The sequence below is a fragment of the Corynebacterium sp. HMSC11D10 genome (assembly GCF_001806995.1).
GTDB lineage: Bacteria > Actinomycetota > Actinomycetes > Mycobacteriales > Mycobacteriaceae > Corynebacterium > Corynebacterium coyleae.
Map to the genome: position 1 here is coordinate 93,132 of NZ_KV787028.1, position 14,853 is coordinate 107,984.

Annotated in this window: 15 protein-coding genes; 7 read left to right on the top strand and 8 right to left on the bottom strand. The window is 61.7% G+C overall.

Annotation, left to right across the window (positions count from 1 at the left end):
* Nucleotides 1–35 precede the first annotated feature (35 nt).
* The 3 genes from HMPREF3120_RS02330 to HMPREF3120_RS02335 all read left to right on the top strand — a co-directional run bounded on the left by HMPREF3120_RS02330 (nt 36) and on the right by HMPREF3120_RS02335 (nt 2,845).
* Complete coding sequence (locus HMPREF3120_RS02330) at nt 36–1,913, top strand: FAD/NAD(P)-binding protein (protein WP_371441182.1); 1,878 nt, start codon at nt 36–38, stop codon at nt 1,911–1,913.
* A gap of 89 nt (nt 1,914–2,002) precedes the next feature.
* Nucleotides 2,003–2,602: a hypothetical protein gene (locus HMPREF3120_RS11670; RefSeq protein ID WP_224213059.1), complete on the top strand. Its 600-nt coding sequence runs from the start codon at nt 2,003–2,005 to the stop codon at nt 2,600–2,602.
* 30 nt (nt 2,603–2,632) lie between these two features.
* Nucleotides 2,633–2,845 (top strand): hypothetical protein, encoded by a 213-nt coding sequence (locus tag HMPREF3120_RS02335; RefSeq protein ID WP_224213060.1) that lies wholly within the window; start codon nt 2,633–2,635, stop codon nt 2,843–2,845.
* A gap of 20 nt (nt 2,846–2,865) precedes the next feature.
* Here the strand turns inward: HMPREF3120_RS02335 and HMPREF3120_RS02340 are convergent, their stop codons facing one another.
* Nucleotides 2,866–3,501, bottom strand: a complete 636-nt coding sequence (locus tag HMPREF3120_RS02340; protein WP_070450532.1) for a LuxR C-terminal-related transcriptional regulator — start codon at nt 3,499–3,501, stop codon at nt 2,866–2,868.
* Entirely contained in the window at nt 3,498–4,625 is a 1,128-nt protein-coding gene (locus tag HMPREF3120_RS02345) for an ATP-binding protein (RefSeq protein WP_070450535.1), read from the bottom strand. Before HMPREF3120_RS02345 ends, HMPREF3120_RS02340 begins: the two co-directional genes overlap by 4 nt.
* Nucleotides 4,626–4,738: 113 nt before the next feature.
* On the opposite strand from HMPREF3120_RS02345, the gene HMPREF3120_RS02350 reads away from it, so the two are divergent.
* On the top strand, nt 4,739–5,812 hold the full coding sequence (locus tag HMPREF3120_RS02350; protein WP_070450538.1) for a PspC domain-containing protein: 1,074 nt from the start codon (nt 4,739–4,741) through the stop codon (nt 5,810–5,812).
* A gap of 1 nt (nt 5,813) precedes the next feature.
* Here the strand turns inward: HMPREF3120_RS02350 and guaA are convergent, their stop codons facing one another.
* A complete protein-coding gene (guaA, locus tag HMPREF3120_RS02355; RefSeq protein ID WP_141739345.1) occupies nt 5,814–7,388 on the bottom strand; it encodes a glutamine-hydrolyzing GMP synthase in 1,575 nt (524 codons plus the stop codon).
* A 53-nt stretch (nt 7,389–7,441) separates the two neighbouring features.
* On the opposite strand from guaA, the gene HMPREF3120_RS02360 reads away from it, so the two are divergent.
* Nucleotides 7,442–8,329 (top strand): EamA family transporter, encoded by an 888-nt coding sequence (locus tag HMPREF3120_RS02360; protein WP_070450540.1) that lies wholly within the window; start codon nt 7,442–7,444, stop codon nt 8,327–8,329.
* On the opposite strand, the gene HMPREF3120_RS02365 is transcribed toward HMPREF3120_RS02360, so the two are convergent.
* Genes HMPREF3120_RS02365 through guaB form a run of 3 tightly spaced genes read right to left on the bottom strand, consistent with a single transcriptional unit; the run spans nt 8,326 to nt 12,326 of the window.
* Nucleotides 8,326–9,612: a PAS domain-containing protein gene (locus tag HMPREF3120_RS02365; RefSeq protein ID WP_070450543.1), complete on the bottom strand. Its 1,287-nt coding sequence runs from the start codon at nt 9,610–9,612 to the stop codon at nt 8,326–8,328. The genes HMPREF3120_RS02360 and HMPREF3120_RS02365 overlap by 4 nt on opposite strands.
* Nucleotides 9,613–9,632: 20 nt before the next feature.
* Complete coding sequence (locus HMPREF3120_RS12255) at nt 9,633–10,787, bottom strand: GuaB3 family IMP dehydrogenase-related protein (RefSeq protein WP_070422776.1); 1,155 nt, start codon at nt 10,785–10,787, stop codon at nt 9,633–9,635.
* A gap of 15 nt (nt 10,788–10,802) precedes the next feature.
* A complete protein-coding gene (gene guaB, locus HMPREF3120_RS12260) occupies nt 10,803–12,326 on the bottom strand; it encodes an IMP dehydrogenase (RefSeq protein WP_070422775.1) in 1,524 nt (507 codons plus the stop codon).
* 124 nt (nt 12,327–12,450) lie between these two features.
* Between guaB and HMPREF3120_RS02380 the strand changes: the two genes are divergently transcribed.
* On the top strand, nt 12,451–12,822 hold the full coding sequence (locus tag HMPREF3120_RS02380) for a DUF5319 domain-containing protein (protein WP_070450545.1): 372 nt from the start codon (nt 12,451–12,453) through the stop codon (nt 12,820–12,822).
* Here the strand turns inward: HMPREF3120_RS02380 and HMPREF3120_RS02385 are convergent, their stop codons facing one another.
* Together HMPREF3120_RS02385 and HMPREF3120_RS02390 are read right to left on the bottom strand one after the other, a co-directional pair.
* Nucleotides 12,823–13,707 (bottom strand): hypothetical protein, encoded by an 885-nt coding sequence (locus HMPREF3120_RS02385; RefSeq protein ID WP_070450548.1) that lies wholly within the window; start codon nt 13,705–13,707, stop codon nt 12,823–12,825.
* Nucleotides 13,697–14,296, bottom strand: a complete 600-nt coding sequence (locus HMPREF3120_RS02390; RefSeq protein ID WP_224213064.1) for a sigma-70 family RNA polymerase sigma factor — start codon at nt 14,294–14,296, stop codon at nt 13,697–13,699. The genes HMPREF3120_RS02385 and HMPREF3120_RS02390 overlap by 11 nt, the downstream gene beginning before the upstream one ends.
* 234 nt (nt 14,297–14,530) lie before the next feature.
* On the opposite strand from HMPREF3120_RS02390, the gene HMPREF3120_RS02395 reads away from it, so the two are divergent.
* Complete coding sequence (locus HMPREF3120_RS02395; RefSeq protein WP_070422772.1) at nt 14,531–14,839, top strand: WhiB family transcriptional regulator; 309 nt, start codon at nt 14,531–14,533, stop codon at nt 14,837–14,839.
* Nucleotides 14,840–14,853 lie beyond the last annotated feature (14 nt).

Sequence of the window (14,853 nt, forward strand, 5' to 3'; positions counted from 1 at the left end):
ATAAAGATTCATCGAAATCGTGGAGGTACATCGCTGTGGAAGCAGACATCGCCATCGTCGGAGCAGGACCGCGAGGCATCTCCATCACCGAGCGCATCGCAGCCTTCCTCAACGACCGTGGCGCTACACCACTGACGTTGCACATCATCGACGACGCCCAGCTCGGTGCCGGCCGCATCTGGGACACCGAACAAACCCGCACACTGTGCATGAACACCCTGGCTGGCGCGGTAACCCTGTTCACTGAGCCCGGCGCGACCGTCACCGCACCTGTGCTCGAAGGCCCCACCATGTTTGAGTGGATCCAGGCGCTTCGCGGCGAATTCGCGCATCCGCTTATCAGCGCCCCCCCGCCGGCCGTCCCCAGCACCTTCGACGCTGAAATCCGTGTGACGCGACCTGAATCTAATCCTTCGCGTGCGTTGTATGGCGAGTACTTGCGCTGGGTGTGGCAGGTTGCGCTGGCCGAGCTGCCGGACTCTGTCACCGTGGTTGAGCACCAGTCCCGCGCGATGTCGCTGTACAGCGACGGAGGCCGCGACGCGATCTTGCTTGCAGATGGCACGCTGATCCACGCCGACGCCACCGTGGTCGCCTCCGGCTGGGTGTTGCCCGCCCCGACCCCGGCACAGCAGGCCTTTGCCAAATCTGGCCTGACCTACATCCCGCCCGGCAACCCGGTTGAGCAGGAGGTGGACCGCATCGGCGAGGGCGAGCGCCTGCTCGTGCGTGGCATGGGCATGGGCTTTTTCGACCTCATGGCGCTGACCACCATCAACCGCGGCGGCCGCTTCTTCGAAGACGACACGGCCCGCTCCGGTTTGCGTTACGACGCCACCGGCGAGGAACCCCACTTCATCGTTACCTCTGGCCGCGGCTACCCCTACCTGCCCAAGTCCGAGTACAACTCGCTGCCGCCAAAGGCCGATCTGTCACGCCTGCGCGCCGCTATCGATGCCAACCCTGCCGAGCCCGGCAGCGGCACTTTGTCGTTCGGCCGCACCCTGTGGCCAGCGCTCGCCCGCGATGCCTTCGCCGAGTACTACCGCACCCTCGCGCGCGTGCACCCCGAGGCGCTGAAGGTGCCGCTCGAGGAGATCATCACGCGTATCGACGACACCGACCTGGCCGTCCACGCCTCCCCCGAGGACATCCTGCCGGTCGCCCGCGCGCTGACTCAGGCACTCGAGGGCACGAGCACCGAGCCGTTCGACATGGCCGCCTGGGTCGACCCACTCGCCGGCACCGAAGACCTCAGCCTGGACGAACTCCAGCAGGTCGTTACCGACGCCATGGCGCGCGACATCGCCGAGGCCGTCGCCGCCTGGGACTCCCCGCTCAAGGCCGGGCTGTGGGCGATTTCCGCTGGCCGCAAACCCAGCGCCATCGCCACCGAAAACGGCAAAGGCACCCCGGAGGTGGCCCGCTCGCAGTACATGGCGTTCGGTCAGATGGTCGGCTCCGGCCCGCCACTGTTCCGCACGCGCGAACTGCTTGCACTTGCCGACGCTGGCCTGGTGACGTTCCTGGGCCCGCAGCCGGTCGTCGATACGCAAGATGGCGCATTCACCGCGACCAGCCACGGGCGCAGCGCCACCGCGACCGCACTCGCCGACGCGTTCCTGCCTGGCCCGGACATCCGCAACACCAAGGACCCGCTGGTGCGCTCGCTCGTCGACGCCAACCGCGTCCGCCCCTTCGCCCACACCGCCTCACCCGAAACCGACGCGGACACCCGCCGCGCCGTCCACCCCGACGGCGCCCTGGATCCCCGCCTGCACATCGTGGGCATCCCGACCGGCAAGCAGTGGGCGGACACGACGATCTCGCCGATGCCGGGCACGAACCCGCTCATGCTGCAAGAAACCGACAAAACTGCGTTGTCGCTGCTCACCCAGGCGCGCGTGCTCTAGGCCTGTTCTAGGCCGGCACTAGATTAAGCGAACGTGATATAGTCTACCTACATTCATTCGTTTTCGAGAATTCAGAAAGAGGTTTTTCCTTGAAGTTTGGAACTAAGCTTGCTACTTCTATCGCTCTAGCTTCTGTGCTCGTACCAATGCCAGTCGCTACGTCCGCAGAGATTTCTCAGAACGAGGTTCAGCAGCCAACTAGCACCGGGGCGGGAAATGATGTCCTTGAGGAAAGGATTGCTAAGGCACAAGAGGAGCGACAAGCGCTTCTCGTAATCAATGACGCTGATGAGAGCGGATATTCCGCTGAAGTAGTAAACGGTAACGTTCGCAAAGAAGCGGACACAGTATTTGTAGAAAGCCCGAAGGGCGAAGAAGAAGCTCTGCCCACTTCAAAGACTCTCACTACTGGAGAGAAAGTAAACATCGAATACTCGGTTGAAGGTGACCAGATCACTGCAAAGTATTCAACGAACGTTGATCCAGAGTTAGTCGATGCCGCCCTCATTCAACCTCGGTCTACTGCTGGGTGTGTGGGGGCCATCCTCGTAGGGATCGGAGGGACTACAGCATCTGCAGTCGGAGTCGCCACTGCGCCGCTCACAGGTCCTATTGGCCCTATGATGGCTGCAGCTACCATGGCAACCGCATCTGGTTCTATCGTAACCGCTGCTGATCAGTGCGGATAAATATAAGTACCACGAACAGTAAGGAACGAAATGAGCCTTGGACGCAGAATGCTGATCATTGCGTTGAGTACGAACATTGCCATGCTTTGTTTAGTGAGTGCTGTTCTCCAGATAGTTCTGCCGAACGATGCACCGCAGTGGCTCATCTTTGGAAATATTGTTGTCTTCGTAGCGTGTGTCTACTACACATACAAAGCAGTGACGGTGTGGCCGGATGAAGAAAAGGCAGCCACAATTAGTTGATTGCCAAATTTCCTGGAGCGCTACCCTAAGTCGCGCGCAACCGCCCACCGGGTCAACTGGTGGCGGTTCGACGTCTGCGTCTTGCGCAAAATGTTGGAGGCGTGCGTCTCCACCGTCTTCACCGAGATAAACAGCCGCTCGGCGATCTCCTTGTAGGTGTAACCACGCGCAAGCAGCCGCAACACCTCCAGTTCGCGCCGAGTGAGCGAATCGACTGCCGGGTCGTCCTCCTCCACGACCGGCCCGGAGGCAAACGCGTCGAGCACAAACCCGGCAAGCCGTGGCGAGAAATATGCGTCTCCGCCGCGCACCCGCTCAATCGCCTCCGCAAGCTCCTCGCCTGCGATGTTCTTGGTCACGTACCCGCGCGCCCCGGCACGGATCAGCGCGATGACATCCTCGGCAGCGTCGGAGACGCTCAGCGCCAAATACGCAGGTCCCGGCGCGCGCTTGAGCACAGCCAACCCGCCGCCGTCGGGCATGTGCACGTCCAGCAACACCACATCCGGGCGCTCCTTTTCGATCCCGCGCACCGCCTCCGCAACCGTGCCCGCCTCCCCAACGACGTCCAGCTGACCGTCGCCTGCGGCAGCCAGCTCGGCCTTCACCCCGGCCCGAAACACCGAGTGATCATCTACGAGAAACACGCGCGTCATAGGTCCAACGCTAGTTCGATCTCGGAGCCATTGCCTATCGACGACACCACGTGCACCTCTCCCCCAACCCGCTCAACCCGGCCCACGATGGAATCGCGCAGCCCGTGCCGGTCCGCCGGCACAGCCTCCGGGTCGAAGCCAGCACCCCGGTCACGCACGAACACCTCGAGCCTTCCCGCGAGATGCTCGGCGTAGACGTCGATCGTGTCTACCCCCGCATGCTTTGCGGCGTTGACCATCGCCTCCCGGGCGGCGAGCACGACCGCTTCGGTGCGCTCGTCGAAAGGAATGTCGTCTCCCACCGTGACCGGTTGAATCACGACCCCGTAGGCGTCCTCCACCTCGCCCGCGGCTTTCTGCAACGCGGCGAAGGCGGTGGTGTGGTTGGACACGGTGTCGTCGAAAAGCCATGCCCGAAGTTCGCGCTCCTGACCACGGGCAAGGCGCACCACCTCGTCCGGATGATCCGCCTGGCGCTGAATCAGCGCCAGGGTCTGCAGCACCGAATCGTGCAGGCGCGAGGCGATCTCCGCGCGCTGATCCGCCACCGCCTTCGCCTCACGCTCCGCAACAAGCGAGTTGGTCAACTTGGCAATCAGCGGCACCACAAGCACCCCGACACCCAGCACCGTCACCAGCACAGAAACGACCACACCGGCGACCCCGGCGCTCTCCCCGAGGAGTGCCACAGCGAGCACCCCGCTCATGATCAGCAGCGCGCCTAAGGACAGCGCGGCGATGTTGCCCCACGAATCCGTACCGCGGTCGTACGCCTGCAACGCAATCACCGCACCGACGATGAGCACGCCGATGATGAACACCACCGTGGCCCCCGCGCCGGAGGAAATCTGCAGCGACGTCAACGCACCCGCGAAACCTGCAAGCACCAGGAAGATGTCGAGCGCACTCGGGCGCTGCCGCGGCGCAGCACCTTCAGCAACCGGGGTAAACACCCACAGACCTGCGTACAGCAGCACGCCGAAGCCACCAGCGAAACTCGCCGCAACCAAAAACAGACGCACCCATTTCACGTCCACCCCGAGCAGGTCAGCCGCCCCGGACGCCACGCCAGCAATAACGCGGCGGGAACGATCACGGGTCAGCCGAGGATACAACGCAGACATGTCCCCTATCGTTGCACGGCAACCCCCTCAGGCACATCGGGGTAAACCCTGAGATGAAAAATCAGGGTCGTTCCCGATACCGCGCTTGGCGTTGCCTCGCAACAATAGAAGCCATGGAAACCAACACACTCAAGCGCATGTGGGAGAGCCGCCCGCCCCGCATCCCACAAGACCAGGGCGGCAAGGCCGTCGTCGGTGGTGTCTGCGAAGGCATCGGTGCCCGCTACCAAATCGACCCAACGCTCATCCGCGTCCTGTTCGTCGTATTGTCAATCGCCTTCGGCGGTGGCCTGTTCCTCTACCTGCTCTGCTGGATCAATATGCCCCGCTTCGGGCTGACCCGCACCCCAGCAACTTCGATCGCCACCCCGAAAGAGCAGCTGACCAAGGTAGAGAAGAAAGAGCGCGACACCGGCTGGCTGCTGCTCCTCGGTCTTGTCATCTTCTTCCCGTCCGTTGCTGTTGCCAGCGACCTGCGCGGTGTTTTGGTTACCTTCGCGCTCTTCGCGCTCGGCTGGTACCTTGCCTACCAGCGCCAGCCGGAAGCACCGGAGGGACTCGTGGTGGGCTTGGAGTCGCAGACGAGCAAAGGCCCTGTCGTAGACACCTCCCACCTGACCGTACCGGAGGGCTACGAACACCCCGGGCAGAAGCCACCGGCATGGGACCCACTCGGCGCGGCACCGGGCCTGTGGCACCTGCCGGACCCAGTCGAGCCAGCTCCGGAGCGTGCGCAACCAAAGAAGCGCTACTGGCTGTGGATCCCCGTCACGCTGGTGCTGACAACGGCAACGGTGTTTGCGCTGGGGGTCACCAGCGAAGTGCGACTTGGCAATTACAGCCGCTTCGGCAGCGCATACATCACCGTGTACGACGTCGACGAGCTACCAGACCAAATGGGCACCAGCGGCTTCATCGGCGAGTCATACATCGACTTCACCGATCTCGAACCGCTGAGCGAGCCGAAAACGGTCAACATTGCGAACAACACCGGCAGCACCGATATCATCCTGCCGGAAAACGTCCCCGTCGACATCAACTGCAAGGTGAACATCGGCGAAGCCGCATGCCCCGAAGAACGGCAAAACGCGGACACAGACAGCGCGCTACTCACCATTAACGTGTCGCAGCGCGTCGGATCCGTGTCCGCGTACTACGCCCGCGAGGGCGCGGACGAAAGAAACTGACTTACTCCCACTCGATGGTGGCCGGCGGCTTGGACGTCACGTCCAGCACCACACGGTTGACGTCGGCCACCTCGTTGGTGATGCGGGTAGAGATCACCTCAAGCGTCTCGTACGGGATGCGCACCCAGTCCGCGGTCATCGCGTCCTCGGATGCGACCGGGCGAAGCACGATCGGGTGGCCGTAGGTGCGGCCATCGCCCTGCACACCAACCGAACGCACATCGGCCAACAGCACGACCGGGCACTGCCAGATCTGGTCATCCAGGCCGGCCTTGGTCAGCTCCTCGCGAGCAATCGCATCAGCAGCGCGCAGGGTTTCCAGGCGTTCCTCGGTGACCTCACCGATGATGCGGATACCCAGGCCCGGACCCGGGAACGGCTGGCGGTTCACAATCACCTCAGGCAGGCCAAGCTCGCGGCCAACTGCGCGGACCTCGTCCTTAAACAGCAGACGAAGCGGCTCAACCAATTCGAACTCCACGTCGTCCGGCAGGCCGCCCACGTTGTGGTGGCTCTTGATGTTCGCGGTACCGGTGCCGCCGCCCGACTCCACAACATCCGGGTACAGGGTGCCCTGCACCAGGTAATCCACCTTGTGATCCGACAGCACATCAGCCACGGCACGCTCGAAGGAACGGATGAACTCCGCACCGATCGCCTTACGCTTGGCCTCCGGCTCGGTCACGCCGGCGAGCTTGTCTAGGAAGGCCTTGCGCTCATCCACAGTGACCAGCTTCGCGCCGGTCGCGGCGACGAAGTCCTTCTCCACCTGCTCGCGCTCACCCTGGCGCAGCAGACCGTGATCCACGAATACACAGGTCAAACGGTCGCCAATAGCGCGCTGCACAAGCGCTGCCGCCACGGCAGAATCCACGCCGCCAGACAGGCCGCAGATGGCGTAGCCGTCGCCGACTTGGTTGCGGACATCGTCAATAAGCTGCTGCGCAATATTCGACGCCGTCCAGTTCTGCTCCAGACCAGCGATCTCCGTGAGGAAGCGGGTCAGCACCTCCTGGCCGTGCGGCGAGTGCATCACCTCCGGGTGGTACTGCACACCAGCAAACTTGCGCTCCGCGTTCTCAAACGCAGCAACCGGCGCACCCGGTGTCGAGGCAGTGACCTCAAAGCCCTCCGGCGCCTGCGTCACGGAATCACCGTGGGACATCCACACCGGGTGCTCATCCAGGCCAGCGTGCAGCACGCCACCCTTGACAGCCATCGCCGTGCGGCCGTACTCGCGGGCACCGGTCTCCTCGACCTTGCCGCCGAGCGCCTGCGTCATCACCTGGAAACCATAGCAAATACCAAAGATCGGCAGCCCCAGCTCAAAGATCTCCGGATCGAGCTGCGGGGCACCATCCGCGTACACCGACGACGGCCCACCGGAGAGCACCAACGCCTGCGGGTTCTTCTCACGAACCTCAGCAGCCGTAATAGTCGACGGCACAACCTCCGAGAACACATGCGCCTCGCGCACACGGCGGGCGATCAACTGCGCGTATTGCGCACCAAAATCAACGACAAGAACAGGGCGTTTCTGAGCGGTAGTCACGGCCCAAATACTAGCTGATGGCATATAAATCCGAATATATTGTCCATCCTTCGACGTTTCGTCCCAGAATGATCTGCATGACATTGCGTGCCCCCTCCCCGGTTGAACCCAATGCCGACCGCACCGCCGTGTTGTGCATCCTTGGGTCCTGCCTGTTTCTGCAGCTTGGCGCGGCACTTGCCACGCAGCTTTTCCCCCATGCCGGAACCTGGGCGACGAGTTCATTCCGACTACTCATCGCCTCCGTCATCCTGCTTGCAATCTCACGGCCAGCGTTTTGGCGCTGGACCCCCGAACAATGGGGTGCAGCGATCGTGCTCGGAGTGTCGTTAGGCTGCATGAACGGCTTCTACTACGCCGGTATTGCAACTGTGCCACTCGCATCCGCGGTGACCATCCAATTCCTCGGCCCGCTACTGCTCGCCGCAGTGTTGTCCCGTTCGGTACGCGACGGCATCTCCGTCGGGCTTGCGCTTACAGGTATGGCGCTGCTTGGCGTTGATTCGCTCTCCGGTGAGCCGCTCGACCGCCTCGGTGTCTTCTACGTCCTGATCGCAGGCGCTGCCTGGGCGGTGTACGTCCTTGCCAACAAGCGGACTGGTCGCCTCATCGCCGGCCAAGGTGGGCTCGCGGTTGCCCTTGCAGTTGGTGGTTTGGTGACGTTGCCCTTCGGTTTCGAAGGTGCACTCGTCATTGTTTCCGATACCAATCTGCTGCTCCTCGCAATTGGTACCGCAATCTTGGCGTCGCTGCTCCCAACATCACTGGAACTGATTGCTATGCGACGACTCCGCCCCCAGGTATTTTCCATCCTCATCTCGTTCGAGCCTGCATTTGCAGCGCTCGTTGGATGGCTTGTGCTCAGCCAGAACCCCTCCCCGCTGAAGCTTGCGGCGATTGCCTTGGTTATCGGTGCTTCCGTCAACCAGACACTCGCCGGCAAGCGACTCCGGCGTCAGGTTTAACGGACCGCAGCGCTGAGGCTGTCCAGAGCCTCGCGCACCTTCTCCGTCGAGGGGGCCTGTGCGAGGCGCTCAGCAGAACGGTGCAGCTGGTTAATCGAGGCATCAGCAGCAGCCATTGCCTTGTTCACCTGCTCCACCAGCGGTGCGACCTCTTCGCCCATGTCGTTGGTGTTCTCAGACCAGCGACGAATCATCTCGAGCGGAATCTTGGTCAGCTCCGTGATGGAGTTAACCTTCAGCTCCACGCGGCGACGGAAGGACGAGTGCAAGAACACGGCGTCATCCATGTGCTTGACGTCAGCCTCGAGTGCGTCGACGAGAAGCTGCATCGACTCCTGCACGTTAGCCTCCGTGGAGAACTGTGCGGTCTGTGCGGTGTGCAGACGAGCCAGAGCAATCGCCATACGTGCGTTGGACGTCTTGGCGTAGAGCTCCTGAGCGGTCTCCTCGAGGGTCCTCGCGTTCTCGTCGATAATGCCACGCATCGTCGCCCACACCTGCAGCGGTGCGAGCAGCAGCGTACGCGATGCACCCTCGGTGACCACGTTTTCCATCTCGGCCTTCACGTTGTTGGTCACTGCGTTTTCCTCGACCAGCGTCGCACTGGCCTTGCGCAGCTCCTCAGCAGCGTCCTTAATGGCGGTCTGCACCGTCATGAACTCGTCGAGTTCACGGTAGAGCGTCACAGCAGCATCGTAGATGTCGCCGGAGCCCTCCGGAAGCGTAAAGCCTGCATCCTCGAGTGCCTGAACCTCAGCAGGAAGAACTTCGCGCAGGAATGCGTCGTAGTCCGGCAGCAGCTCCGTAACCTTCTCCGCGCCCATCACTGCACGCTCGCGGCGGCCAACACCGTTGGCCTTCGCCTCGTGCTCAACGATGTTTGCTTCTTGGTAAATACCAGCGGCTGCTTCGAAGTTCTCCGTCATCGGACGGGTACGCACCGACAGGTAACCGCCGTTTGGCAGCGGCGTAACAGTGGCAAACACGTCGTACGCGGAGCCGCTCTTCGCCTTATTACGCACATACGCGGCGAAAGGACGGCCATCCTCGATGGTGTCCCACATGAGTTTGAACGCCGCACCAGGCATCTCCTCATGACGGATGAGGTTGTGCGGCTTACCGATCATCTCTTCGGCGGAGTACTGCGCGTACTTGATGAACACATCGTTCACATGCGTCATCACACCTTTGGCGTCAGTCACCGAAAAGAAGATGTCGTTCACATCAACTTCGTGGAATGGGCCCTCAGGGGCGTCGCGAAGAATCGTTACACGGCTAGACATAGGTCGATTTCATCCAGTTCTTAGTTACGGATTGCCAAATCGGCTTTCTGGAAAGCTTTGATCCCAGTATAGCCACATTTCGCCATAATTCTTTTCAGTCCACCAATGAGATTCTTCGCACCCCACGGATCGCTCGATGGACCGAAGAGCACGACCTCCAGTGGCGTCGAAGAAGTGAAGTCAGGTTCCTTCCGCACGCTACCTCGCGGAAAACGTGGGTGAGCAGTCTGAGCTTCCCAATACACGCCACCGGCAGCGGCCTCAGTTGCCTTCGTTAATGGGTTGCCAAGCATAACGGCATCTGCACCACAAGCGATGGCTGCAGCAATCTCGCCTGCCCCCCAAATAGTGGTATCCGCAAGAATGTGGACATAACGTCCACCAGTCTCATCGAGGTAATCCCGACGTGCTGCCGCGACATCTGCGATAGCGGTAGCCATCGGGACATTCACCACCGTGTCGGCATCGCCCGAACCGACAATGACACCAGCAACGCCAGCGCGCATCAGGTGGGTCGCGGTCGTGTAGTCATACACACCACCGGCAATGACCGGCACGTCGAGCGAACCGACGAACTCTTTCAAGTTCAACGGTTCCCCACCTTTTTGCACGTGCTCTGCAGACACGATCGACCCCTGAATGAAGAGGATTTCTGCACCTGCGGCGATAACTACAGGCGCCAATTCGCGCACGTTCTGAGGGCTCACGCGCACCGCAACAGTCACGCCAGAGTCACGCACCTGGGCGATACGTTCCGAAAGCAAGTCGTGATCAAGTTCTGCGGCGTGCAACTCCTGCAAGGTGCGCACGGCACGCTCACCTGCCTCAACAAACTCCTGGTACTTCTCAGCCGTATCGACGTTAAAGGGGTCCTCGCATGAGTCCACCACCTTCTTCACCGCAGCCTCCAGATCAGCGTGTCGGCCCCACAGGCCTTCCGCGTCAATCACACCGAGGCCACCCTGCTTGCCCATCTCGATAACAAACTCAGGGCTTGCCAACGCGTCCGTCGGGTGGGACGCAAGCGGGATATCGAACGTGTAGGCATCAATATGCCAGGAGGTGTCCACATCCTGCGAGGAGCGGGTGCGTCGTTTCGGAACGATCGACAAATCACTCAAGCCGTAAGCCTTGCGGGCTTCGCGCCCAATGCCGATTTCCACGTAGTCACGCATGTTGTGCTGGTTCTCCTACTGGCGGTAGTTCGGTGCCTCGACGGTCTGCGTGATGTCGTGCGGGTGGGACTCACGCAGGCCCGCGGTGGTGATCTGGACGAACTGCTTGGTCTGCAGCTCCTCGATAGTGGATGCGCCTGTGTAACCCATCGCAGCGCGCAGACCGCCAACGATCTGGTGGGTAATGGAATCCAGGTCACCGCGGAACGGCACGCGCCCCTCAATGCCTTCCGGCACGAGCTTGTCCTCGCTCGCCACATCCGCCTGGAAGTAACGGTCCTTGGAGAAGGAACGCTTCTCACCAGTCAGTCCACGGCCCTGCATTGCACCCATGGAGCCCATGCCGCGGTAACGCTTGTACTGCTTGCCGCCGACAACAACAATGTCGCCTGGCGCTTCCGCCGTGCCCGCCAACATGGAGCCGAGCATGACGGTGGATGCGCCGGCAGCCAATGCCTTAGCCACGTCGCCAGAGAACTGCATGCCACCGTCGGCAATGATCGGCACACCTGCAGCCTTCGCCGGCACGGCCGCCTCGAGGATGGAGGTAATCTGCGGTGCACCAACACCTGCAACCACGCGGGTGGTGCAGATAGAGCCCGGACCGATACCGACCTTGATGGCGTCTGCGCCAGCGTCGATCATGGCCTTCGCAGCGCTACGGGTAGCCAAGTTGCCACCGACAACGTCGACGCGGTCGCCGAATTCCTTCTTCACACGAGAGACCATCTCAAGTACACGGTTGTTGTGTGCGTGCGCGGAGTCGACAACGAGCGCGTCTACGCCCGCCTCAACGAGCAGACCAGCACGCTCAAATGCGTCCTCACCGGTACCGACGCCTGCAGCGACAAGTAGACGGCCGTTCTCATCCTTCGAGGCGTTCGGGTACTGCTCGCTCTTGACAAAGTCCTTCACCGTGATCAGACCGGCAAGCTTGCCTTCGGAGGTCACAATCGGAAGTTTCTCCACCTTGTTGGCGGATAGCAGATCGAGCGCTTCCTTCTTGTCCACACCCTCCTGCGCTACAACCAGCGGCATCGGGGTCATGACCTCTGCGACCTTGCGCTGAGCATCCGGCTCGAAGCGCATGTCGCGGTTGGTGATGATGCCAACAAGACGGTCAGAGCCGTCAACTACAGGAAGGCCCGAGATGCGGAAACGGGCGCACAGTGCATCGACGTCGGCGATGGTCATATCGGGGGTGGCGGTAACCGGGTTAGTCACCATGCCGGATTCCGAGCGCTTGACCACATCGACGTGCTCCGCCTGGTCCTGAGCGCTCAAGTTACGGTGCAGCACACCGATACCGCCCTGGCGCGCCATCGCGATCGCCATACGGGATTCGGTCACTGTGTCCATCGCCGCCGAAATAATCGGCATGCCGAGACGGATATTGCGGGTGAACTGGGCTTCGGTGCTCACCTCAGATGGAACAATGTGGGACTCCGCCGGAAGCAGCAGCACGTCATCAAACGTCAGCCCCCTCAGCGCCACCTTGTTCGGATCGTCGCCACCCGTCCATACTCGTGCCTCAGACATCGACATGTTCTCCTCTCCCGCGCGATTGTTTTCAGCAATGATATAACGCCGCGCAAGCTCTGGGGCTATGCGGGGATGACGCCCTGATTGGCCTAGCAAGCGGCCACTTAATAGGCTGGGCACCGTGAATTACGACGACATGATGCCGCTGGACCCGTTCGCGGACGACCCAAACGATCCGGCGTCGTTCATCGAAGACGATGAGATCGTGGAGCCCCTCTCCTCTGAGGAGCGCGTCGCCGTCATCCAGGACCTTGCACACGTACGCGACGCACAACGCATGCTAAAGCCGCGCGGAATTTTGGGCATCCATTTCCTGTGCGAGGACTGCGACCAAATGCACTACTACGACTGGGAGATCATGGAGCAAAACATGATCGCCACCCTCAACGGGGAACTTCCCCCGGTGCATGAGCCCAGCGCGCAACCGAACGTCACTGCGTACGTTCCGTGGGATTACGCGATGGGCTACCTCGATGGTCTCGAGGCACGCTAGCTAGAAATTTTCCGACGAGCCCGCCCCGCCCGGCACTACCGGCGCGGGCGTTGCTGCGTACCGCGATGCAGAATCAACTGGGTTCGACGGGACATTATCGCGGACCGTCGGCCGTGCTGGCGGCTGATCTCCTGGGATCGGAGTTTGCTCGCGCGAATCGGACGGCTCCACCACCGTCGGTCGCGGTTGCTCCTGCGGCTGGCGCGGCGGCAAGCTCCCGTTCGAAGGTGCCACGGCATCCGACCCCGGCGCCGGTGCCCCAGCCGGCGGCTGCGCATTCTCCGGAGCAGGCGCAGGGTTCTGCTCCGGCGCCGGCGCAGGCTGCTGCACGCTCGGCGGAACTTCAACTTCATGGACCTCCACCACAGTCGTGGTTTCAGTAACCGTGCGTGGCGCTGGCTGCACTACGTCTTCACCGTTGCGCGCCTCACGCATCTTGATACCTGCCATAAGCCCCCTAGCCTGCTCAAGCAGGCTTCGGGCGGCCTCCATATCCCCGCTTTGGTTCGCTGCCTCCAGCTCGTCGAGCGTGGTTGCCAACTCCACCATCGTGGTTTCGTTCGCGGAGCTCTGCGTGCCATACACCGCAGCGCCAGTGCCGACGATAGCCACAGACGCAGCTGCAGCACCGACCACACCTGCGACCCATGGGTTGGCGGTCCGGCGGCGCGCGCGGGCGTCGTCAAGCGATGCAACCGGCGCAACCGGGATCACCGTGGGAGCCGCTGGCATCGGGCGATCGACGTCCTGCTTTAGTCCAAGCAGCGCCGCAGCCAGTGGGTCACTGCCGTCACTGGGGTCTACACCACTCGAAAGCGCATCAAGAAACGCATCGTCGCGAACGCACTCTTCTCCAAAGTCGCCGCCACCAAAATCACGCGTCATGGCCTGAATGGTCTCCTTCCAACTGCTCACGCAACTTGGACAGCGCCCTATGCTGCGCGACACGCACCGCACCTGGAGTACTGCCCACTACCTCTGCCGTTTCTTCCGCCGAGAGGCCCACAAACACTCTCAGAATCACAATGTCGCGAGCCTTATCACTTAATGAATCGAGTAATGCGCGAACTTCGTTACTTCCGTCTGCAACAACGGCTGCATCCTCCGGCGTGAACGCAACAACCTCCTGGTCAGGGACATCTTCAGTAGGCGTTGTCTTGTCACGCACCAGGCTGCGGTGCGCATCGGCGACCTTGTTAAACGCAATGCCGTACACAAACGCCATGAACGGCCGCCCGGTATCCACGTAGCGGTCAATGGACGTCGCTACCGCCAAGCAGATCTCCTGAGCGACGTCCTCCGCAGTCGGCATGCGCCCGCCTCCAATGCGCGCCCTGGCGTAGCGCAGCACCCGTGGATGGACGATGGCAATCACACGCTGGAGAGCACGCGCATCCCCTTCGGCGGCACGTGGAACGAGGGTGACAAGTTCATCTTCCTCGTCACCCGCTGTCGCGCCGGTATTGCCAATCACAAGCAAACACTATAAACACCCATTCCCCCGCCATATGAGTTACCGACGCGTATTCAAGAATTCACCAACCTTTAACTCTTGCCATTTTCCCTACTAATTGCGCTTTTATTCACAAGAACGTCCGAGAAACACCCGTGCCGTAACCGCGCGGCAACCCTTTGTTCACCCACCGCCGGAACACTGCACTGCTGGTTGTGTACATCGCGTTTTCCACGGCAAAGGAGATCTCACACCATGACGTTGCCACAGCAACTCCCCGGCCCCAATGCAGACTTTTGGGATTGGCAGCTTCACGGCGCCTGCCGAGGCGAAGCCTCGGAAATCTTCTACCACCCCGAGGGTGAGCGGGGCCGCGCCCGCACGCAGCGTGAGAATCGAGCGAAGGCTATTTGCTTCAACTGCCCGGTGCTTACCCAGTGCCGCGAGCATGCCCTGCGTGTGGCCGAGCCCTATGGCATCTGGGGCGGCATGAGTGAATCTGAGCGCTCCACTGCCCTGCGCCGCGGCCTTGGCAGCGTGAAGTACGTCGCCGCCGTCAAGTAAGCGCACGACCGAAG

What these genes read in the sequence shown, in the direction of transcription:
- HMPREF3120_RS02335 (WP_224213060.1), top strand. Translation starts at nt 2,633, where the DNA reads ATGAGCCTTGGACGCAGAATGCTGATCATTGCGTTGAGTACGAACATT.
- HMPREF3120_RS02340 (WP_070450532.1), bottom strand. Translation starts at nt 3,501, where the DNA reads ATGACGCGCGTGTTTCTCGTAGATGATCACTCGGTGTTTCGGGCCGGG.
- HMPREF3120_RS02345 (WP_070450535.1), bottom strand. Translation starts at nt 4,625, where the DNA reads ATGTCTGCGTTGTATCCTCGGCTGACCCGTGATCGTTCCCGCCGCGTT.
- HMPREF3120_RS02350 (WP_070450538.1), top strand. Translation starts at nt 4,739, where the DNA reads ATGGAAACCAACACACTCAAGCGCATGTGGGAGAGCCGCCCGCCCCGC.
- guaA (WP_141739345.1), bottom strand. Translation starts at nt 7,388, where the DNA reads ATGCCATCAGCTAGTATTTGGGCCGTGACTACCGCTCAGAAACGCCCT.
- HMPREF3120_RS02360 (WP_070450540.1), top strand. Translation starts at nt 7,442, where the DNA reads ATGACATTGCGTGCCCCCTCCCCGGTTGAACCCAATGCCGACCGCACC.
- HMPREF3120_RS02365 (WP_070450543.1), bottom strand. Translation starts at nt 9,612, where the DNA reads ATGTCTAGCCGTGTAACGATTCTTCGCGACGCCCCTGAGGGCCCATTC.
- HMPREF3120_RS12255 (WP_070422776.1), bottom strand. Translation starts at nt 10,787, where the DNA reads ATGCGTGACTACGTGGAAATCGGCATTGGGCGCGAAGCCCGCAAGGCT.
- guaB (WP_070422775.1), bottom strand. Translation starts at nt 12,326, where the DNA reads ATGTCTGAGGCACGAGTATGGACGGGTGGCGACGATCCGAACAAGGTG.
- HMPREF3120_RS02385 (WP_070450548.1), bottom strand. Translation starts at nt 13,707, where the DNA reads ATGACGCGTGATTTTGGTGGCGGCGACTTTGGAGAAGAGTGCGTTCGC.
- HMPREF3120_RS02395 (WP_070422772.1), top strand. Translation starts at nt 14,531, where the DNA reads ATGACGTTGCCACAGCAACTCCCCGGCCCCAATGCAGACTTTTGGGAT.